Raw genomic sequence first — 18,548 nt, forward strand, 5'->3', positions numbered from 1 at the left:
CTCCGGCCACGCCAACCACACCGGCAGGGGCGCGGCAGACAGGACACCGTGGCGACTGATCTTCCATGCAGACAACCGCCCACGACCAGCACGAGCACGCCGACAGTCCGGCACACCAGCCCTTTGACCAGCGACTTCAAGTTGACGGAGGCTCACTGATCGACCAGCTCCGCGAGGAACTCCGGAACACCCCGTGCGCGATCTACCTGGCCGAACTGGTCGGCGCCTGGATCCGCCTGCCCGGCTGACGCACGCTCGGTGACGTCGCGGGAGAGAGCACGTCATCGACCAAGCACTCGTCGACGACCCCGCCCCGGCCCGTACGGACAACCCAGGCCGCGACCAGACGGCGCAGGGCGCGCTTACATGACCGGTCCGCGGTTCATGGCTACCCCCTGGGTACCACCGACGACGCCCGCCTGTGCCACCTCACCCTGGCCCTGCCCCGGTCGGTCGCCTCGCAGGAGGCGAGCCCCGAGCCGCCCAAGGACCGCGTCCGCCCCCCGACCCCGACGAGGAACGGAAATGACCTGCGAGCGCTCAGGACAGGGGAACGGGACGAACGGGCGGATCGGCGTGGTGGCGTATCCGGGGCGGGTAAGGGTGAGCTTCGAGAGCATCGAGCAGCATCGCCGCGATGGCAGGATCGAAGGTGCGTGTCCGTGTCACCTCGTCGATCACGAAAGGCATATTCCTGGCCCACAGATCCCGGGCGGCCTTGTTCAAACGTCGGCTGACATCTCGCACGGAGGCTACCCGGCACCCACCGCTCCGGCTCCGGGTTCCGGAAATCCACCGCAAGCAGGCAAGCAGGCAAGCAGGCAAGCAGGCAAGCAGGCAAGCAGGTCGGTGGGTGGGTGGAAGTGCCGCGTGTGAGACGGAACGCCCGTTCTATGATGTGTTCATCATGATCGACCGATCGAGGTGGGGACGTATCACGTGAACATACGGATCGATCTGGCCCACTTGGCGGTCAAAGCCGCCGGGTCAGGGCCCGGCTCGGCGATGGGGGAGGTGCTCGACACCGCCAAGGCAGAGGACTGGGTTGCATTCGACCTCGCGGTGCGCCGGCTTTGGACCCGTCCCGCCACCGACTGGCTCCGGGCCGGGAACCCGGCGCCCAACGAGCCGTCCCTCGCCATAGCGCTCTGCCACCCCGACGGCCGCATACGTCAAGCCGCTCTCACTTCCCTCTCCCTCGGATCCGTTGCCCTTCTCCCTCTCGTCGCCGTGCGCTGCGCGGACTGGGTCGCCCCTGTGCGTGAGGCGGCGCGGGTGATGCTGCGGCGCGCACTGCCCGAGGCCGCGCCGGAGGTACTGGTCGCGGTCGCCGCCGTCATCCTGCGCGTCGCGCAGCGGCGACACGGCGACTTCGCCCGTCAGCTGCTGGAGGAGGTCCTGCAGGACGGTGAGATCGCCGACGCGCTGCTGAGCAGCAAGGACCGGGCAGCCCGGCGTCTGGGCCACCGGATTGCCGTCGAGCGGGGCCGCCTGACCTGCGAAGACCTCGCCCGGATCGCGGCGAGGGACAACGACATCGTCGTGCAGGACCTCTGCGCGGACGCGGCGCTCGCCCGCACGCGGGACGGCAGGGAACACGGCGACATTGTCGCCTTGCTGCTGGGCGCCCGACAGGCGCGCGTCCGCGCCGCCGGCGTGACCGCACTCAACCGGACCGGCGACACCGAGCGGGCCACGGCCTACCTCGACGACCGCTCGGGACTCGTCCGGGCCTGCGCCCGCTGGGTACTGCGGCAGCACGGCGTCGAGCCGCTGCCGTACTACCGATCCCTGTGCGCCTCGGCCGAGGTCACTCCCGGCGCCGCCGCCGGGCTCGGCGAATGCGGCAGCAAGGCCGACGCCGCATCGCTGCGGCCACTGCTGGCGCACCCGCTCGGCGCGGTGCGTGCCCGCGCTGTGTGGGCGCTGCGGATGCTGGATGCAACGGATCCGGAGCAGCTCATGCCGTTGCTGGACGACGTGTCCGCGGCCGTGGTCCGCGAGGCATCCATCGCCCTCACCCCCGTGGCCGCTCGTCTTCCCGAAGAGTGGCTGCGTCGGCGCCTGGCAGTCGACCAGCCCCGCTACGTCCGGGTGGCTGCCCTCCGCCTGCTGGCCGCACACGGCACGGCTGCCCAACTGCGCTGCTTCCTCACCCTCCTGGACGACAGCGACCCGGGATTGCGCGTCCGGGCCTGCACCGCTCTCCATGGTTGGGGGCCCACCGACGCCACCGCGGTGTACGCCGCGCTGCCGCCGATCGAGCGCGCGCACCTCGACACACTCCTGGACCGGGCACAGGCCTCCCTCGGCGGTGAGTTGCTGCACAAGCTGCGCTGGTACCTGGGGGCACCCCGCTGACACCGCCATCGACACGCGGAATCCCTCAGTACGGCATCGCTGCTTCGAATCCGGGCAGCGATGCCGGCGACCTCCCCTTACCGTTTGCGGCGCAGTGTGCTCCGCGATGAACCCGAAGATCTGACAACCAAGCCACGCGCCCAGCCGACCGCGGCGCGCCCTGTGGTGTAGACCGCATTCACGGCCTGCGGGTCGATGCAAGGTGAGGGGCGGTCCGGGCCCTGTAGAAGGACGGCTGGAGTCGGCCGGTCAGCGTCAGGAAGGCGACGAACGCGCCTGCGGCGATCCAGCCGGGCCATCCGGCCATACCCATGTGCAGGGGATCCAGCGCTGCCTGAGGATCGGCGAACTCCTTGACCATACCGACACTCGCCGAGCTCACGAACGCGTGACCGATGACGGCGGGTATGACCGAGCCGGAGCGCAGGCGCAGCCATGTGAAGACCGGCAGGATGAGGGTGCAGCTGACCAGCATGGCAGGCACCGATACGTACCAGGGCCGGCCCGGGTACTGGCCGCCCATCAGCAGCGTGGGCAGGTGCCATACGGCGAAGGCCGCGCCGGTGACCACGTACGCCCGTATCAGGCTCCGGCGGTCGCTGTCCTGTGCGAGACGCGGGAAGAGGTAGCCCTGCCAGCCCAGTTCTTCGCCGAAGAACAGCGGAAGTGACACCAGCATGTTCAGCACCGCTCCGGCCATCCAGGCGCCGAGCCCGTTCCAGTGCACTCCATCAAACGGGTAGCGGCCGGCGAAGGTGCCGATGGCAAGAGCAGCCGTGGTGAGACCGGCGGGGACGACGAAAGCCATCAGGCACGCCCGTGCGGCACGGCCCCAGGGCTTCGTCCAGCGCAGGGCGAGAGTGTCCCGCACCCGGCCGCTGCGCTCGACACAGCGGACGACGAGGATCGCGGCGACAGCAGGCGCCAGCATCGCGGCTGCGATACACGCCTCCTCCAGCGCACCGGTCTCCTCGCGTGCGTTGCCGCGCCGGTAGCCACTCGCCAGGAGTGGTGACATGGCCGCCCACATGCCGATGTAGGCGACACCGAGGAAGACGAACAGGCCGCGTCGCCGCTTGAGGAGCGGTAAGGACCCGGTTGAAAGTGTCATGACGTGGACGCTACGGATCAGCTCCGCAGCGAAGTATCCGGCTGGCGTGCGTACCGGCAGTGGCTCTAACCCCACGTCTTGCATGGGGTTTTCCCCACCACCGAGGACAGTCAGCGGTTGACTTCAAGGTTCGTCAGGACGAGCAGGGCGCGCAGGAGACGGGTGGCGCGGGCTGGGTCGGTGCGGAGCTTGGTGAGAATCCGCCAGTTCTTGAGGTGGGCGACGCCGTGCTCGACCGGCGTGCGTCCGACGGCGAGGACGCGGTTGGCGGTCTTCTGGCAGGGGGTGAGCTGGAGGAAGTGCAGGCCGTGACGGTGGTGTTTGCCGGAGTAGTTCCGCCGGTTGGCCCTTCCGGTACGGCGCTCGGTGGGGATGAGCGTGCCGTCGATCAGGGCCACTTCCCCGCCCTGCTTGGCGACTTTCCTCAGAGCGCGGTCCAGGCGCGAGGCCTGCGCGACGAGCAGGGCCATCAGCTCGTCCCGCCGGCGGCGGTCGGTGGACTCCGACACGTTGTTGCCGTCGGCCACGTCGGCCACGTTCTGCTCAGCCCGTGCCTCTGCCAGCTGCTTGGCCAGCTGTTCTTCGAGTTCGTCCAGTTCCGCGCGCCGCGCGGTGATTCGTTCCAGCAGCTCGGGATCCAGCATGCACCGGATCGTAGAGGGCTGCTGATCCGCAGCGCGCAAGAACCTGACGGTCAGCCCCTGCTTGTGTTGTCGGCTGCTCGCTCAGGAACTGCTTCGCGGCCTCGACCGCTTCCCTGCTGAGTTCCTCGAGGGAGACTCCCCAGCTCTCCTCTCTCTTCTCAGCCGCCCAGGTTGGGTGCGCAGTGGACAAGTGGTTCCAGCTCTTCGGGAAAGCCGAGGTCCTCGGCGATGTTTGCCCAGATGAGATAGGTGCCGGTGGCGGGGGCCAGGGATCCAGGAATCCGCCGGCGATCTGACCGGCGACCCAGTAGGCCATCGCCCACTCTGTGGCCCGAGAGTCAGCGGGCGGGTGGAAGAGCAGCCCCAACTCCTCCATTACCTGGTCGAAGAGTGCGGGAGCTTCGGTCCCTTCGCTCCGGAGGAGGCTGGCCAGCATGGCCAGAGAGGGGCGTGGGCGGGCCGGGGTTCGGGGCGCGGACAGGTCGGGGTCCCGGAGCACGGAATCATCATGGGCAGATCAAGTGTTGATCGCCTACAGTGCCAAAGATCATCAACTCTCCCGGAGATCAGGGCGTTTCATGGCGATCACGCGTAGATCCGTACTCAAAGGCTCATCGGCCGCGGCCGCTGTCCCGTTCGTCACCGGCGCAGCAGGGGAGGCCGCCGCTTCCCCCGCGCCGACGGCACCGGCCCCCGGGCCGTTGCTGCAGAGCCGGCCGCACCGGCTGGGCGCGCCCGGAGTGCTGGGCGTGCACCTGCAGTTCGGTTCGGACCCGTCCTCGGAGATGACCGTCTCCTGGATCACTCCGCAATCGGTCCGCCGGCCGCAGGTGCGGCTCGGTACTCCCGAGGGCGGGCACGGCGGCCGGGTCGTCGAGGCCGAAACGCGCACGTACCGCGACGGTCTGTCGAAGGAAGAGGTGTACGTCCACCACGCCCGGATCACCGGCCTGCGCTCTTCGGCCACGTACCTGTACGCGGCCGGGCACGACGGCGCGACCCCGGAGACCGGTTCGTTCACCACGGCACCGCGTGGCCGCGCCGCGTTCACCTTCACCAGCTTCGGTGACCAGGCAACACCCAACTTGCGCCGGGTCATCCACCTCCCGGACGGTGTCCCTTCCCCCGTCAACCGCTACCCGCTGCACACCAGCAGCCAGGTCGGCTCGCCCGCCTCGGCGGACATCGTCTCCGCCGTCGAGCGGGTCGCCCCGCTGTTCAACCTCGTCAACGGCGACTTGTGCTACGCCGCGATCGCCGGTGCGTGGGGCACGAGCCGGGTGGCGACCTGGGCGGACTGGTTCATCAACAACAGCCGCTCCACCCGGCTGCGCCCGTGGATGCCCTGCGCGGGGAACCACGAGAACGAGAAGGGCAACGGGCCCATCGGCGCCGCCGGCTACCAGACCTACTTCGCGCTGCCTTCCTCGTCCGCCTCCTCCGACGAGGAGACCCGCGGCATGTGGTACGCGTTCACGGTCGGCGCGGTCCGCTTCATCAGCCTCGCCAACGACGACGTGGCGCTTCAGGATGGCGGGGACACCTACATCAGCGGCTACTCCGGCGGCGCCCAGCGCCGCTGGCTGGAGCGCGAGCTCAAGGCCGCGCGGGCGGACCGGGGCATCGACTGGATCGTGGTGTGCATGCACCAGCCGATGATCTCCAGCCACCGCAGCGCCGGCAGCGACCTGGGGGTGCGCCGGGCCTGGGGTCCACTGTTCGACGCCTACGGTGTCGACCTGGTGGTCAGTGGGCACGAGCACCACTACGAGCGTTCGCACCCGGTACGCGGCACCCTGCCCAACGAGGCCCGCACCCCTCTCCCGGTCTCCACCCGCACCGATCTGATCGACACGGGCAAGGGCACAGTCCACATGGTCATCGGCGCGGGCGGCAACATCGCCACGAGCCAGGACGACCTCTTCGACACGCCGCAGGCCCGGGTCCTGACCGGCCTGAAGGACGACAAGACCTCCTCGGGCCACCGCGAGCCGGTGTGGATCCCTGAGGAGGCACCCTGGGCCGCCGTCCAGGACCGCAAGTACAACCGCGGCTTCGCCGCCTTCGACGTCGACCCCGGCGACCACCGCGAGGGCCTGACACGGATGCGGGTCACCTACTACACCTTCGACGGGCCCCACGGCGATCTGACGCCCGTCGACACGTTCACCTTGCAGCGCCCGCGTTCGGACGTGCGCCACTGACCCGACCGCCACCGGCGGGCCGGACCCGCAGCCGGCGGCCTCCCGCAGGGATCGGCCGGGCACTTCGCACCGGCGGCCGTCCGGGCCGCGAGGGCCGGTTCCGCCACGCGGTTGTCTCCCCTCAGGCCGACGCCGAACACCCCGTCCGCCTGGGGAGACAACCGCGTGACTATGGGAGCGGCCGAAGACGGCCCGGCCCGTGGGCTCAAGACCTTCGGCTGCGCAGCCTGCGCAGGCTGCGCGCTGATCTCAGATCAGCTGGTCGCGACGCGTCAGCATTCGTAGGCGTAGTCGGCACGGCCCTTGGTCGAGTCCCAGGTGAAGGTGGCGGACTTGCCGGCGCCGATGCTCTTGCAGGCGGGGTCCCACGACCAGTCGACGGAGACAGTGGCGTTGATTGTATGGCTGCATATGTTCTTGACCTGCGCCCTGCCGTTGTCGTTGCTGGTCAGCGAGGCGCAGCCGACGAACGACGTAGTAGAAGTGGTTCCCGACGGTGCGGAGGCGGCAGCCGACGCAGGAGTGGCTCCGGCTGCGGCGAGGGCTCCCGCCGCAATTGCCATGGCCAAGGGGGTGAGGATGGTGCGAGTACGCGGCATTGTCTGGTGTCTTCCTCTCCTGAACGTCCTCCCCTGATGGGGAGGGCCGGCCCTGTCAGGACGGCACCAAGACCTTGTTGAACCAGGAGTGCCCGGAGCAACAGGAACAGGATGTCCCGGACAGGGCACCATTGTCCGCCCTGCTCAGAGGCTTGTCCGGGACAGGCGCCGGACAAGAACAAGAGTCGCTGGAGCCGCTCGCCGCTCGCGGCATGCCCGGCCGGGCGATGCGCACCCGGTGCGGCATCCAGGGAGCCCCCGCCCCCTCACTAATTGCTGCTCATGGTGGGGATCGCGCGCGGGGAGGCAACGGGGTCGAAGTGGAAGACCTGCCCCGCGTCGCCGGCGGCACAGGGCAGCTGCAGCACCGGTGCCCACTGCTGCGCGGAGCTACCGGGCACTGACACACACGCCCTCGTGTGCAGCGGCATGACGCGGTATCCGCCCGCCGGTGTCCCCTCCCGCTGCAAGTGGAAGGTTTCCGCGGCGCCGCGGTGACCGCAGTAGTCATCCGCCATCTGTGCACCTCCCATGGAACTGCCGTTCCCCACACCCAGGCACCCGTACCCGAAGACCGGGTGCAGGCCGCGGATCCGGTACGTCCCGCCGTCCGCCTCCTCCAGTGCGTACGTGGGGACGCTGCTGCGGCAGTCCGCCTGGTAGACGTTTCCCGTGCCCTGGCCGTCGCGCTCGGTCAGGCACAGTGAGGAGGCGGCCGAACGGATGCGGTACGTGCCGGGTGCGAGGGCCGGCGGCCCGCCGGAGCCGGTCGGGCCTTGTGCCTTCTGACTGCCGCTGTTCGTTCTCCCCGTGATGTACACGCCGCTGCCCGCCAGCGTCAGCAGCACCAGCAGGACGCCCAGCGCCCGGCCGTACCGGCCGATACGGGCCGGCTTTCGTGGTGGCGGGGGCGGTTCCTGCTGCTGCGAGGCGATCCGCTCCCGTACCGTCAGCCACTCCTGGACGCGATCCCTCTGCCCGCTCGCGCGGACGAAAGCCGCCAGCAGCTCTGCCCGTGGCAGGGTGTCCTGCCGCAGCACATCGGCCAGCGTGCTGCGCGGCAGAACCTCACCGCACTCGGCGGCACGCGCCTCCAGTTGCCGGTAGGTCAGGCCGGCCGCTTCCTTCAACTGCCTCAGCTGCGCCACGAACTCGGCGGCATCCCGCGCGGCTTGCGGGTCCGGCTCCCCCTGCCTCCCCATGCCCACATGATTGCTGTGGGCATGCCATCAGACAACCTTTCTGTCCGGACCGGCTCCGGACAGCGGCTCGACCGGGCCGGACATCCGCGCGGACACTTCCCCGGCCCTTCGTCACCGACGTGACGAAGCAACAAGGCCGACGCCCGGTTCTGCACGTCCGCCGGGGCGGCCATCGGGATGGATTCATAGGGATGGATTCAGCAGCAATCAGCAGCACTGCATCGTGAATCGGGCCCGGTCGAAGCGGCCCTCCGCGAGGTCTTCAGGGCGCATCAGCCAATACAGCGCGCCACAGTCGCCCCACATCATGTCGGCGTCGTCGTCCGTGTCGATCTGGGCGAGCAGGGTCCAGCGGCGTGCCTCAGGGGCGTGGCGGGGGTCGTTCCAGGGCGTCCCCGGGCCGAGAACACTGTGCGCGATCTCGTCCTCGACAGGTCCCTGAACGGGGATGGCGTGGCCACCGACCAGGTGCCCGATGTCACCGTTCACGTCGCCGACCGCGTCGGCCAGCTCATCAGGTACGTCCACGCCGCCGAGGACCTCCTCCGCGCCCGGGTGCCCGTACGAGGGCGCGGTGAGCGTCACACGCGCCGTCAGCGCTACCTCGCTGTACGCGTCCAGGCCCTCGGGGGTGGGCCGCTCGACGACCGCGGCACCGGCGGCTATGTACAGGACCTGCGCGCCGGCGCAGCCGTGCGGAGCGTCGGAGCCGAGGAACGCCTCGGTGCCCTCGTCCAACTGGCCGTCGAAGTAGAAGAAGGCCAGCGTGCCGTCGTCCGGAAGCGCTATGTCCAGCTCCCGTACGGGCAGGGCACCGCAGTCGACCGACGCGATGAAGCTGAGCGGCCCGTGCCCCTCCCACACCGGCCACTCCATTCCCTCAGGCAGCGCCGGCTGCCCGCCCAGCTTCCCGACGACGATGTCGCCGTCCCCGGCCGCCGTCAGCCGGACTCCCGGCCTCAGCAGGCCGATCCACTTCTCCGCGACGTCGGCGGGCAGGTGCTTGAGGGCGAGCGCGTGCAGCGTCGCTTCGGTGGAGCTCTGTGTCATGCCTCCGATGATGCAGGACACCACTGACAACGCGGATCGCGAACGGGACGGCCAACGTCTTCGGGCCGGCCCGAGGCGCTGTCTCCGCTCCGGATCGCGAGGTCGCGCTCGCAGATCTCTCCCCCCGGACTGCGCGCCCAGGGCTGTCAGGCCCGCAACCCGGGGCCGGGCGCCGCCCGCCCGGCGGCGATCCGGCCGGTTTTCCGGCAGGGCCGGAATGCGCGCGACGTCGCTCGCCGCCCCGCCAGGCGGACAGCACGATGGGTCCTGCCCGCCCGGAACGCCGGGAACATTCGCCCGGAACACCGGGAACACTGGAACGACGACCGCTGGAGCACCGCATGATCTTCATCGCCGTGAAATTCACCATCCGCCCCGAGCGCAGCGCGCGGTGGCTCGAGGACGTCGCCGAGTTCACCCGCGCCACGCGCGAGGAGCCGGGCAACCTCTTCTACGAGTGGTCGAAGAGCGTGGACAACGAGCACGAGTACGTGCTGCTGGAGGCCTTCGCCGACGCCGAGGCGGGCGAGGTGCACGTCAAGTCCGAGCACTTCAGGACCGCCATGGCATGGATGCCCGACGCCGTCGCCGAGACCCCGAAGATCATCAACGTCGAGGTCCCGGGCAGCGGCTGGTCGGCGATGGCCGAGGTCCAGCCGCGGCAGTAGCGCTTGCCGCCCAACCCGTGGCGGGCAGTACGACCCGCGCCGACGTCAAGGCGGGCATCACCGTGTCGGCCCGCAACGCGCCCGCCACGCCCGGGAAGGGCAAGTGGCGCGTCAAGCGGGCCGCACGCGTGAAGCGGCGCGTCAGTCGACTCGGACCTCTTCGACGCCCAGGTACATCACGGACGGCCGGCCGGGGTTGAAGGCGATGGCCGAGATCCCGTCATAGGCGTTGTGGGTCTTGGTGACCTTGCCCGTGGCGGCGTCCAGGCGGAAGAGGTCCGTGCCGTAGCCCGCGTAGTACGTGCCGTACTCGAAGTACAGGACGTCCGGGGCGACGGGGCTCGCGGCCAGCAGCGTGCTGTTGGTCAGCTTGGTTTCCGCGGTGTCGTCGACGGCCTTGGCGAACGTCCGCCCGCCGTCCGTCGAGCGGTACAGGTGACGGCCCTCGTTGCCGGAGCCCGGCACGGCCTCGGCCAGGTCGACGCCCAGGCCGTAGACCACCGAGGAGGAGGCGGGGGATACGACCGTGGAGAAGAGGTTCGCCGAGCCGGCGGACAGCCCGGTGGACGGCCGCCAGGTGACACCGCCGTCCGTGGTCACCTCTCCGCCGCGCACCATGCCGCCCGCGACGGCGTGGTCGATGTCGGAGGGGTCGAAGGACACGGAGTACACGCTCGCCCCGCCGCCGAACGCGGCCGTGCCGACGGCGTGCCAGGTGGCGCCGGCATCAACCGAGTCGTAGATCCGGCCGTCGTGCCCGGCGACCCGCACATGGTCCGGGCGCGCCCGGTCGGTGCCCAGGCCCACGATGTTCGCGGTGGGGGACATCAGCGGGGTGACGGTCCGCCCGTCGGTGCGGGCCAGGAAGCGCCCGCTCATCTCCCAGGCGAAGGCCCGGCCGCCGGGGGCGGCCGTCAGCCGGGTCGAACCGCTGCCGACCGCGCCGACCCGGGTCCAGGTGCAGCCGGCGTCGGTGGAGCGCTGCAGCTCACCGTTGCGCGTGGCCAGCAGGGTACCCGGGGTGTCCAGTGCGACCAGGCCGTGGGTGTAGCTGGTCGTTCTCAGGGTGCCGGTGGTGGGCGCGAGGCTCGCTCCGTCGTCGGTGGTGAAGGTGACTCCGCCGTCCCCCGTCACACGGGTGCAGGACGGAGCCGGCCATACCGGCGCGCCGGGACCGGTAGCGAGGGCGCTGGACGGCGCGGCGAGGACGAGAGCGGCGGCTGCCGTGGTGACGGCGGCACCGAGACGCTTCATGGACTCTCCCTTGTGGGGCACGGTGGGCGCACGGGACGTGCGATGTCGGTCGACGATCTTGTTCTATTCGGAAGATCCTCCGTGGCGCAGCCCGGTTAAGCGTCAAATTTCCTGACTCGAAAGGCGCTTGACGAAAAAATCCGGGTGTGTGGGTGTGGTGACGAGACCATCCGGAGGGCCCGGTCGGGGAGGGGCCGAAAGTGATGACGATCCGCCGACGTCCGCGGCCGTGGCGCCGCTGGCACAGTCGTGCTCACGGCGTTCCTGGTGAACTTCCGGCACGTCTTCTACGCGCTGTCCTTCCCGCTGCACCGCGTCAAGAGCCGCGCCGGGAAGGCCTACAGCACCTACACGATGACCGACGAGGCCTACGCCCTGACCACGAGGGAGTGCGCGCAGTCCTGGAGCGGCCGGAGGATGGTCTGGCTCCAGGTCCTGTGCCAGGTCTACTTGGGTCGGCGGCGCGACTCTCGGCGCGCTCTTCGGCGCCCTGGTTCCTGCACAACTGGCCGGACTGGACTTCGCGTTGACCGCCTAGTTCGTCGTCCTGGCTGCCGACGCCTACCGCGCCCGGCGCGACATCCACACCCCGGTTCTCGCTCTGGTGCGCGCTGGTTGCCCGCTTCGTACTGACGGGGCAGATGCTGCTCGCCGTGCCCGGCTGCCTGGCTGCCCACTCTCCTCGACAAGGACGAGCATCATCGTGCGAAGCAGAAACATCCGTAGGGCCCTGGCCCCCCTACTCGCCGCCGGCCTCGTGGCAGCCACCCTTTCGATGCTGACGCCCGCAACGGCCTTGGCCGCGTCCACGGCATCTGACACCTCCCCTGCCAGGGACCCTCTGCGGCAGTACACGCAGCAGAAGCTCCAGTGGAAACGCTGCGACGCGGAGGAGGGCCCCGACACATTCCAGTGCGCGACGCTCAAGGTGCCGCTGGACTACAGCGACCCCGGCGGCAAGACGATCAGGCTCGCGATATCCCGGCTGAAGGCGGGCGGCGCGAAGGCGCGTCACGGCGTTCTGCTGCTCAACCCGGGCGGCCCCGGCGCACCGGGACTGCAGCTGCCTGCCGACCCGCTCCTGAAGCTCCCCGCGGAGGCGAAGCGGCGCTACGACCTCGTCGGCTTCGACCTGAGGGGCGCCGGGCAGAGCTCTCCCGTCAGCTGCGGGCTGACCGCCGAGGAACAGGCCGACCAGCCGTACAAGGCGGAGACCTTCGCGAAGGACGTGGACCGGGCCCGTACCGTCGCCGGGAAGTGCCGGGCCAGGGCCGGTGACAAGCTGCCGCACCTCACCACCCGCAACAGCGCCCGTGACATGGACGTCATCCGCGCAGCGCTGGGCGAGAAGACAATCTCCTACCTGGGGATCTCCTACGGCGCCTACCTCGGCGCTGTCTGCATGCAGCTGTTCCCCCAGCGAGCCGACCGGATCGTGCTGGACAGCGCAACCGACCCGAACCGGATCTACAGGGGGATGTTCCAGGACATGGCGAAGGCGGCGGAGCAGGCTTTCACGCGCTGGACCGCATGGGCCGCCAGACGCCACACGACCACGGACTGGGTGACACTCCGGCCGCACGACCTACTGGGACCTGATCGCGCGGGCGAACCGCACACCCATCCATTTTGAGGGACAGACCCTCACCGGCGACGGCATCCGTGCCGACAACCGCACGTTCTTCCACGTCCGGAAGGCTGCCGGACGGATCGCCGGACTGAAGAAGGCGGCCGAAGGTGAGAACCCGGCTCCGCCCGGCACGCCCGGTCAGGTCCAGGAGCCCGACGACAACTACGCCTCCACCGCCTGGTCCTTCATGTGCGCTGACACCCGCACCTGGTCGCACGACCCTGAGGAGTACCGCCGCGAGGCGATCCGCGACAAGGCCCGGTATCCGCTGTACGGCGACTTCGCGGCCGCCATCACACCCTGTGCCTTCTGGGAGCAGGGCAGCGAGCCGCAGACCACGATTGACAACAAGGTCGGTGCACTGATCGCGCAGAACGAGTGGGACTCCCAGACGCCCCTCTTCGGGCCTCAGGCCATGCACCGGGCCCTGCACGGCTCCCGGATGCTCACCGTCGCCGGCGGCGAAGGACACGGCGTCCTCTACGCGCCGGACAGCAGTCCCTGCGCGGACAAGGCCGCCACGGTCTACCTGACCACGGGCAGGCTCCCCGCCAAGCACCTGACCTGCCAGGCTCTGGCCGGGCAGAAGTAGCGACCCGCACGTTCGCGTAGTGGGCGCGGCCGTCTACTGCTCGTGCCCGGCGTCCGGTTCTGAGCGCTCTTTGCTCCGGTGGTCTTGTCTGCTGAGGGCGTGGGCGGCGCGGAGCAGGCGGTAGGCGAGTTTTTCGAGGTGGGGGGCGAGTTCGGGGGTGCCGTGGATGGTGTGGGCGGGGCCGAGGTCGATGCCGAGGAGTTGTTCGGCGATGTGGTGGGGGTTGTCGGCGGCGAGGTCGAGCGTGCTGGTGGTCTCGTCGACGGGTTGGACGCGGTTGGAGAGGGCGTAGGTGCGGGCGCGGACGGTTTCGGCGTCGGCGGGGACGGTGGCGTGGAAGGTGTAGCGGGCGGGGGCGGCGGCCAGGCGCGTGGCGACGTAGGCGGCCGCGTCCGCGGCGGGGAGCGGGCGTGGAGTGACGCGGTGGCCGGTGGGGGTGGGGTCGGTGAGGCGGTCGACGCGGAAGAGGCGCCATTCGTCGAGGTCGGTGTCGTAGGCGACGAGGTACCAGACGGGGCTGGCCGCCACCAAGGCGTGCGGTTCGGCCCGGCGCTGGCCCGTGACGCCTTTCCCGGTCCGGTAGGTGAAGGTGGTGATCTCGTGGTCGCGGCAGGCCGCGGCCAGGGTGGCCAGGACGGTGGGGTCGGCCTCGGGGCCGGTGCTCCAGGGCACGGGGAGCGGGGCGGCGGTGGCCTGGATCGCGGTCACCTGGGGGCGCAGCCGTTGCGGTAGTACCTGTTCGAGCTTGGCCAGGGCGCGGACGGCCGTCTCCTCGATGCCGGTGACGCCGCCGGCAGCGGTGCGCAGGGCAACGGCGATGGCGACGGCTTCCTCGTCGTCCAGGAGGAGCGGGGGCAGGTCGGTGCCGGCGACCAGGCGGTAGCCGCCGGCGGTGCCGGTAGTGCCCTCGATGGGGTAGCTGAGGTCGCGGAGCCGGTCGATGTCGCGGCGGATGGTGCGCAGGGTGACGCCGAGGCGGGTCGCGAGTTCGATACCGGACCAGGTGCGGCGTGTCTGGAGCAGGGACAGCAGGCGCAGCATGCGGGCGGGCAGGTCCTGGGTCATGTTTCCAGGCTGCCAGGCATTAGTGACGCGAGCTGTCCTAAAGGGCCTCTAGCGTGGAAAACATCCGGATGGTCCGCACAGATCCGGATGCTCCGTACAGATAGGAAAAGATCATGATTACTGGAGTGAACACGGCCGCGGTCTGGGTGCTCGACCAGGATGCGGCCAAGGCGTTCTTCACCGACAAGCTCGGCCTGGAAGTACGTACGGACGTGCCGTTCGGCGAGGGCATGCGCTGGGTCACCGTGGGCGCCAAGGCTCAGCCGGAGACGCAGATCTCCCTGATGGTCCCGGGGCCGCCGATGATGGACCGCGAGTCCGCCCAGCAGCTCACTTCGCTGCTCGGAAAAGGTGTCCTGATCGGCTGCACCTTCACTGTCGAAGACTGCCACGCGGCTTTCGCTGACCTCTCCGCGCGGGGCGTCACCTTCGTCCAGGAGCCGCAGCCCAGGCCGTGGGGCATCTCCGCGACCCTGCGGGACGACTCCGGAACCGTGCACGAGATCCTCCAGCCCCACCACCAGGACCGGTAAGCAGCCGCTCGGAGCTCCTGACTGCGGCCGGCACAGCAGCTGACCGCTCCGGCTGCCGGGAGGATGATCCGCCCTCCCGGCACCCGGCGGGTGGCCGCACCGGCGACCAGCAGAAACGATGACCAGAGCCGGCCCTTCCGGGCCGCCCGACAACAGGGTGGAGTCATGGCCTACGACGAAGTACTCGCGGAGCGCGTAAGGGAACGCCTGGAGCCCGAGGGAGTGGTCGCGAAGAAGATGTTCAGCGGCCTGACCTTCCTCCTCCAGGGAAACGCCCTGGCCAACCTCTACGACGAGGGCCTCATGGTCCGCGTCGGCAAGGAAAGAAACGACGAAGCCCTCGCACGCCCCGGGGCCGCACCCCTGGTCATCCGGGGCAAGGAACAAAAGGGCTGGGTCCTGCTGGCGGAGGAAACCCTCGACGACGACGTCCTGGACGACTGGCTGGCGTGGGCCATGGACGTCACCGCCGAGCTCCCGCCCAAGTGACCCCCGGCCGAGCCCCCCTCACCGGCCTGCTGGAACCGTGCGGTGGCGCGCCCGCGGAATGGGCCCTCACCGTCGTCTCCGGCCCCGCCGGAGCCGGAGAGCCGACCCTGGTCAACCGCGTGGCACGGGCTGTCTGCGACCGCTGTCCCGGTGGCCTGCTCTCCACCGACCTGCGTACCCCGGCCGGCGCCCCGTGTTCCCCGGCCGACGCACTCACGGACATGCTGCGCGCCACCGGCCTGCCGGGTGAGGCCGTGCCCGGGCCCGCGGCCGACCGCATCCGCCTCTACAGGGTGCGGCTGCACGGCAGCCGCACCCTCGTCGTCCTCGATAACGCCCTCCGAACTGCTGGAATCTCCGCCGACGCACCGAATACTTGCTGGACCACCTGTGCGACCTCCGGCTCCTCCAGTGCGACCCGCGAGGCCCGGGAGCCTCGCCCCGGTACCGGATCCCCTTGCTGGTACGGAAGTTCGTCCGCATCGGTGAGGATGCCGGCGTGTGCCGGGACCTGCCGTAGGGGTCGGGGCCCGGTGCGCGCCCGGGCCCGGGGCAGCCCGGAGCGGTGGGGGTTCAGTTCTTCGGGCAGAGGCGGATGTGCACCATGGTGACGATCTATTCGGCGAGGTGAGCCGTACGTTCGCCTCGCTGCAACCCGGCAGCTGCCCCAAGCCCTGGTCTCGGGCGGGGAGCTGGTGGCGCGGGTCGCCGGCGCACTGTCCTTCGAGGCGCCGCAACGCCGTGCAGTCGGCGCGGTCGCCGGCCGACGCGACATGCCCGGGGCCGCCCGGCTCGCGAAATCCCCGCCCGCGCACTTCAGCGTCTACGACCTCACGAGCCTGTTCGCACGAGGTGCGGCACCCGGCCGATCTTGAGGGACCTGACGGCGCGGTGTGCCGTACGCCGATGCGTGGAGATCCTTCTACCACTGGGGGCTGCGCACTGGGGGCTGCGCACTGGGGGCTGCGCACTGGGGGCTGCGCGGTACGACCGCTGAAGGCTCTCGTATCGGCTCGCTCAGGGATTCCTGACGGACCATTTCCGCGCGGGTCCGGCTCCTGGCTGCTGAAGGCGCAGGATGTCCCCGGGGCCGATGTCCAGGGTCTGTCCGGAGGCCTTGAGAGTCAGTGTGTAGGTGCTGCCGTCGGCAGCCACCCGCCACTGCTGGGTATCGGTTCCGGCGCACGGCTGTTGGGTTATCCCGCCCGCGGGTGAGGTGGCGTCGGCCTGGAGGCATTTGGCGGAGTGGACGGCCGTGATGCGGACGTAGCCGCCACCGGCGTCGGTGAGGGTCCATCGCTGGTTGGGGTTGCCGGTGGGCTGGTAGGCGATGACTACCGCGCCGTTGTCGCGGGAGGCCGCCGTGACGTCCGCGGCCTTGCCGGTGTCGCTGATCAGCATGTAGGGCCCGCCCAGGAGTACGGCGGCGGGCGGGCTGGGGGCGGCGGAAGGGGCGTTCGACGGGGAGGGTTCGGCGGAGCCGGGCGTGGCCGGGGTGGCGGGTTCCGGTGACCGCGCCGCGGGAGCCGCTCCTTGTTCGTCGCCGCCGAGTACCAGCGCGCCGACCGCGAGACCGGCGGCCGCGCAAGCGGCGATGGCCGCGACGGGTATCCACACCCGTCGGGGCCGGCGAGCCGGCCGGCCGGACGCGCGGGGCTGCGCCGGTTCGGGTGCGATGCGCGGCAACGGCTTGGTCGCGCCGGCCGGATCCTCGGGTGGCACGTGGCCGTACTGCTGCCAGGCTCCCGGGGAGAGGACCTCGGTCGCGTCCGGGTCGAACGCCGAGGGACGGTAGGGCGGCGGCGTCGCAGGCTGCTGCGGGTGGTTCACTACGGCTCCGGCTGTCGAGTCCTGGCCAAACAGCTGCGACCCTACTCGCCGTCAGTTCGCCCACCAGGTCGGGGCCTTGCTGCTACGGCCTTACCCGTGGACCTTGGCTAGCGGGTGCCCTGCCTGAGCAGGTGACGAGGGCTGAGGGCAGTTGCTCCCGTGGAGAACGGGTGAGGCCCCGAGTCGGCGTCCGGTTCCACGCATGTCCCGGCCCCCGGAGGTGGCTCGACCAGTCGGCGGCGCTGATGCGCCGGTGTTCGCCATGACGGAGCAAGCGCGCGGGAGTTCCGCGTGGGGGTTCAGGGGAGAGGCTGGGTGTCCCCTGCGAAGACGATGATCTGGTCGATGAGGTTGCGCCGCAGGTGGACGACGTCGGTTCCGGCGAGACGGGGGCCGCCGTCAGGGGTGGTGAAGGCCCACTGGTACCGGGCCCACTCATTAGGCATGTCCACTTCTGAGCAGCGGGTCATCGTGCCGGTCCCTGCCGGATGGCGGCGGATGTCCAGGACGAAGCGCTCGACTGCCGCGATGCCTTCACTGCGTCCCAACGGCCCCCAAAGGATCACGTCCGAGGTCAGGGCCTGGGCCAGCAGACTGGTCACGTACCTGTCGTCCGAGGCATTGAACGAGGAGATGAACGTATCGATCGCGCCCTGGGCAGTCTCTTCCTGCATGTATCAGTAATACCAGTCATCGTGCGGAGGGTGGCCCCCGGGAGTGACAGCGGCAGCGGCATCGGCACTTGTTCATGGCACTACGGCACTGCTCGCGGCCGCGAGCAGTGCCGGATCTGTCGCGAGAGATCCCGGAGCGGACGGTGAGGGGCCGGCTGCTGTTCAGCCGGCGGCCTCGCTGCCTGCTTCGAAGTAGGAGTCGAGCACAGTGTCCAGTTCCGTCGCCCACTGCTTGAGCAGGTTCCGGCTGGGTGCCTCGATGCGGACGTTGTAGCTGTGGCGGTTGGTGGCGTGGACGGTGACGGTGATCTGCCGACCGAACCGGGGAGTGTTCGTCTCCACTGCGCCGATCTCCGCCCAGTCGAACTCGGCCGTTTCCCCGTCCAACTGGAGTATGACGCCGGTGCTGTCGACGGTGATCGAGCCGCGTCGGTCGGACACCTCGAAGGCCGGACCGTCGGCCGCCGGCCGGGGTTCCTCTTCGGCGGCAGCCTCCTCCGCCGCTTCAGCTGCCTCCGTCTCTGCTTGTGGCTCTGGTGCGGCGCCGGACCCTGGTACGGCGTCCGCCGGTACCGGCGGACGCTCCTTCGCTGCGGCAGGGCGCGGCGGCGTCAGGCCGGGGATGAAAGCCGGATCGGTTCC

The 18,548-nt window shown here is 70.1% G+C and carries 20 protein-coding genes; 9 read left to right on the forward strand and 11 right to left on the reverse strand.

Going from position 1 to position 18,548, the window contains the following annotated elements:
• Positions 1-65 precede the first annotated feature (65 nt).
• Entirely contained in the window at positions 66-248 is a 183-nt protein-coding gene (locus tag B7P34_RS01415) for a hypothetical protein (RefSeq protein ID WP_106673881.1), read from the forward strand.
• 292 nt (positions 249-540) lie between these two features.
• Here B7P34_RS01415 and B7P34_RS37110 read toward each other — a convergent pair whose 3' ends face one another.
• Positions 541-681 carry a hypothetical protein gene (locus B7P34_RS37110; protein WP_189382331.1) on the reverse strand — a complete coding sequence of 47 codons (141 nt, stop codon included), beginning with the start codon at positions 679-681 and terminating at the stop codon, positions 541-543.
• Between the two features lie 258 nt (positions 682-939).
• Here B7P34_RS37110 and B7P34_RS01425 point away from each other — a divergent pair, with 258 nt between their 5' ends.
• Positions 940-2,361 (forward strand): hypothetical protein, encoded by a 1,422-nt coding sequence (locus tag B7P34_RS01425; protein ID WP_146166685.1) that lies wholly within the window; start codon positions 940-942, stop codon positions 2,359-2,361.
• A 178-nt stretch (positions 2,362-2,539) separates the two neighbouring features.
• Here B7P34_RS01425 and B7P34_RS01430 read toward each other — a convergent pair whose 3' ends face one another.
• Both B7P34_RS01430 and B7P34_RS37115 read right to left on the reverse strand, forming a co-directional pair.
• Positions 2,540-3,472 (reverse strand): CPBP family intramembrane glutamic endopeptidase, encoded by a 933-nt coding sequence (locus B7P34_RS01430; RefSeq protein WP_223267368.1) that lies wholly within the window; start codon positions 3,470-3,472, stop codon positions 2,540-2,542.
• 110 nt (positions 3,473-3,582) lie between these two features.
• Positions 3,583-4,116 carry a transposase family protein gene (locus tag B7P34_RS37115; protein WP_223267369.1) on the reverse strand — a complete coding sequence of 178 codons (534 nt, stop codon included), beginning with the start codon at positions 4,114-4,116 and terminating at the stop codon, positions 3,583-3,585.
• A gap of 578 nt (positions 4,117-4,694) precedes the next feature.
• Between B7P34_RS37115 and B7P34_RS01450 the strand changes: the two genes are divergently transcribed.
• Entirely contained in the window at positions 4,695-6,320 is a 1,626-nt protein-coding gene (locus tag B7P34_RS01450) for a purple acid phosphatase family protein (RefSeq protein ID WP_106673884.1), read from the forward strand.
• 272 nt (positions 6,321-6,592) lie between these two features.
• Here B7P34_RS01450 and B7P34_RS36590 read toward each other — a convergent pair whose 3' ends face one another.
• The 3 genes from B7P34_RS36590 to B7P34_RS01465 form a co-directional block, all read right to left on the reverse strand.
• On the reverse strand, positions 6,593-6,919 hold the full coding sequence (locus B7P34_RS36590) for a hypothetical protein (protein WP_146166686.1): 327 nt from the start codon (positions 6,917-6,919) through the stop codon (positions 6,593-6,595).
• A gap of 269 nt (positions 6,920-7,188) precedes the next feature.
• Positions 7,189-8,121: a helix-turn-helix domain-containing protein gene (locus B7P34_RS01460; protein WP_106673886.1), complete on the reverse strand. Its 933-nt coding sequence runs from the start codon at positions 8,119-8,121 to the stop codon at positions 7,189-7,191.
• 207 nt (positions 8,122-8,328) lie between these two features.
• Positions 8,329-9,171 carry a YwqG family protein gene (locus B7P34_RS01465; RefSeq protein WP_106673958.1) on the reverse strand — a complete coding sequence of 281 codons (843 nt, stop codon included), beginning with the start codon at positions 9,169-9,171 and terminating at the stop codon, positions 8,329-8,331.
• 341 nt (positions 9,172-9,512) lie between these two features.
• Between B7P34_RS01465 and B7P34_RS01470 the strand changes: the two genes are divergently transcribed.
• Positions 9,513-9,839, forward strand: a complete 327-nt coding sequence (locus tag B7P34_RS01470; RefSeq protein WP_106673887.1) for a putative quinol monooxygenase — start codon at positions 9,513-9,515, stop codon at positions 9,837-9,839.
• Positions 9,840-9,980: 141 nt separating this feature from the next.
• On the opposite strand, the gene B7P34_RS01475 is transcribed toward B7P34_RS01470, so the two are convergent.
• Positions 9,981-11,093 (reverse strand): WD40/YVTN/BNR-like repeat-containing protein, encoded by a 1,113-nt coding sequence (locus B7P34_RS01475; RefSeq protein ID WP_106673888.1) that lies wholly within the window; start codon positions 11,091-11,093, stop codon positions 9,981-9,983.
• Between the two features lie 267 nt (positions 11,094-11,360).
• Between B7P34_RS01475 and B7P34_RS01480 the strand changes: the two genes are divergently transcribed.
• From B7P34_RS01480 to B7P34_RS38130, 3 genes are all read left to right on the forward strand, one after another.
• Positions 11,361-11,726 (forward strand): AzlC family ABC transporter permease, encoded by a 366-nt coding sequence (locus B7P34_RS01480; protein ID WP_286157436.1) that lies wholly within the window; start codon positions 11,361-11,363, stop codon positions 11,724-11,726.
• Between the two features lie 70 nt (positions 11,727-11,796).
• Positions 11,797-12,726, forward strand: a complete 930-nt coding sequence (locus B7P34_RS38125) for an alpha/beta fold hydrolase (RefSeq protein ID WP_223267371.1) — start codon at positions 11,797-11,799, stop codon at positions 12,724-12,726.
• 184 nt (positions 12,727-12,910) lie between these two features.
• Complete coding sequence (locus B7P34_RS38130) at positions 12,911-13,315, forward strand: alpha/beta hydrolase (protein ID WP_223267372.1); 405 nt, start codon at positions 12,911-12,913, stop codon at positions 13,313-13,315.
• A gap of 33 nt (positions 13,316-13,348) precedes the next feature.
• Here B7P34_RS38130 and B7P34_RS01490 read toward each other — a convergent pair whose 3' ends face one another.
• Positions 13,349-14,380: a helix-turn-helix transcriptional regulator gene (locus tag B7P34_RS01490; RefSeq protein WP_106673889.1), complete on the reverse strand. Its 1,032-nt coding sequence runs from the start codon at positions 14,378-14,380 to the stop codon at positions 13,349-13,351.
• A gap of 113 nt (positions 14,381-14,493) precedes the next feature.
• Here B7P34_RS01490 and B7P34_RS01495 point away from each other — a divergent pair, with 113 nt between their 5' ends.
• Both B7P34_RS01495 and B7P34_RS01500 read left to right on the forward strand, forming a co-directional pair.
• The gene (locus B7P34_RS01495; RefSeq protein WP_106673890.1) at positions 14,494-14,913 is read left to right on the forward strand and encodes a VOC family protein; all 420 of its coding nucleotides are present in this window, start codon (positions 14,494-14,496) and stop codon (positions 14,911-14,913) included.
• A gap of 165 nt (positions 14,914-15,078) precedes the next feature.
• On the forward strand, positions 15,079-15,402 hold the full coding sequence (locus B7P34_RS01500; protein ID WP_106673891.1) for a TfoX/Sxy family protein: 324 nt from the start codon (positions 15,079-15,081) through the stop codon (positions 15,400-15,402).
• Between the two features lie 1,017 nt (positions 15,403-16,419).
• On the opposite strand, the gene B7P34_RS01505 is transcribed toward B7P34_RS01500, so the two are convergent.
• From B7P34_RS01505 to B7P34_RS38135, 3 genes are all read right to left on the reverse strand, one after another.
• Entirely contained in the window at positions 16,420-17,232 is an 813-nt protein-coding gene (locus tag B7P34_RS01505; protein WP_106673892.1) for an RICIN domain-containing protein, read from the reverse strand.
• A gap of 299 nt (positions 17,233-17,531) precedes the next feature.
• Positions 17,532-17,906 (reverse strand): hypothetical protein, encoded by a 375-nt coding sequence (locus B7P34_RS01510; protein ID WP_106673893.1) that lies wholly within the window; start codon positions 17,904-17,906, stop codon positions 17,532-17,534.
• A gap of 162 nt (positions 17,907-18,068) precedes the next feature.
• Entirely contained in the window at positions 18,069-18,347 is a 279-nt protein-coding gene (locus B7P34_RS38135) for a hypothetical protein (protein ID WP_223267373.1), read from the reverse strand.
• Positions 18,348-18,548: the final 201 nt, after the last annotated feature.

The sequence above is a fragment of the Streptosporangium nondiastaticum genome (assembly GCF_003011965.1).
Lineage (GTDB): Bacteria > Actinomycetota > Actinomycetes > Streptomycetales > Streptomycetaceae > Streptomyces > Streptomyces nondiastaticus.

Bases quoted from the DNA above. Each gene is read 5' to 3' on its own strand.
- B7P34_RS01415 (WP_106673881.1), top strand. From the start codon at position 66: ATGCAGACAACCGCCCACGACCAGCACGAGCACGCCGACAGTCCGGCA.
- B7P34_RS01430 (WP_223267368.1), bottom strand. From the start codon at position 3,472: ATGACACTTTCAACCGGGTCCTTACCGCTCCTCAAGCGGCGACGCGGC.
- B7P34_RS37115 (WP_223267369.1), bottom strand. From the start codon at position 4,116: ATGCTGGATCCCGAGCTGCTGGAACGAATCACCGCGCGGCGCGCGGAA.
- B7P34_RS01450 (WP_106673884.1), top strand. From the start codon at position 4,695: ATGGCGATCACGCGTAGATCCGTACTCAAAGGCTCATCGGCCGCGGCC.
- B7P34_RS36590 (WP_146166686.1), bottom strand. From the start codon at position 6,919: ATGCCGCGTACTCGCACCATCCTCACCCCCTTGGCCATGGCAATTGCG.
- B7P34_RS01460 (WP_106673886.1), bottom strand. From the start codon at position 8,121: ATGGGGAGGCAGGGGGAGCCGGACCCGCAAGCCGCGCGGGATGCCGCC.
- B7P34_RS01465 (WP_106673958.1), bottom strand. From the start codon at position 9,171: ATGACACAGAGCTCCACCGAAGCGACGCTGCACGCGCTCGCCCTCAAG.
- B7P34_RS01470 (WP_106673887.1), top strand. From the start codon at position 9,513: ATGATCTTCATCGCCGTGAAATTCACCATCCGCCCCGAGCGCAGCGCG.
- B7P34_RS01475 (WP_106673888.1), bottom strand. From the start codon at position 11,093: ATGAAGCGTCTCGGTGCCGCCGTCACCACGGCAGCCGCCGCTCTCGTC.
- B7P34_RS38130 (WP_223267372.1), top strand. From the start codon at position 12,911: ATGTGCGCTGACACCCGCACCTGGTCGCACGACCCTGAGGAGTACCGC.
- B7P34_RS01490 (WP_106673889.1), bottom strand. From the start codon at position 14,380: ATGACCCAGGACCTGCCCGCCCGCATGCTGCGCCTGCTGTCCCTGCTC.
- B7P34_RS01495 (WP_106673890.1), top strand. From the start codon at position 14,494: ATGATTACTGGAGTGAACACGGCCGCGGTCTGGGTGCTCGACCAGGAT.
- B7P34_RS01500 (WP_106673891.1), top strand. From the start codon at position 15,079: ATGGCCTACGACGAAGTACTCGCGGAGCGCGTAAGGGAACGCCTGGAG.
- B7P34_RS01510 (WP_106673893.1), bottom strand. From the start codon at position 17,906: ATGCAGGAAGAGACTGCCCAGGGCGCGATCGATACGTTCATCTCCTCG.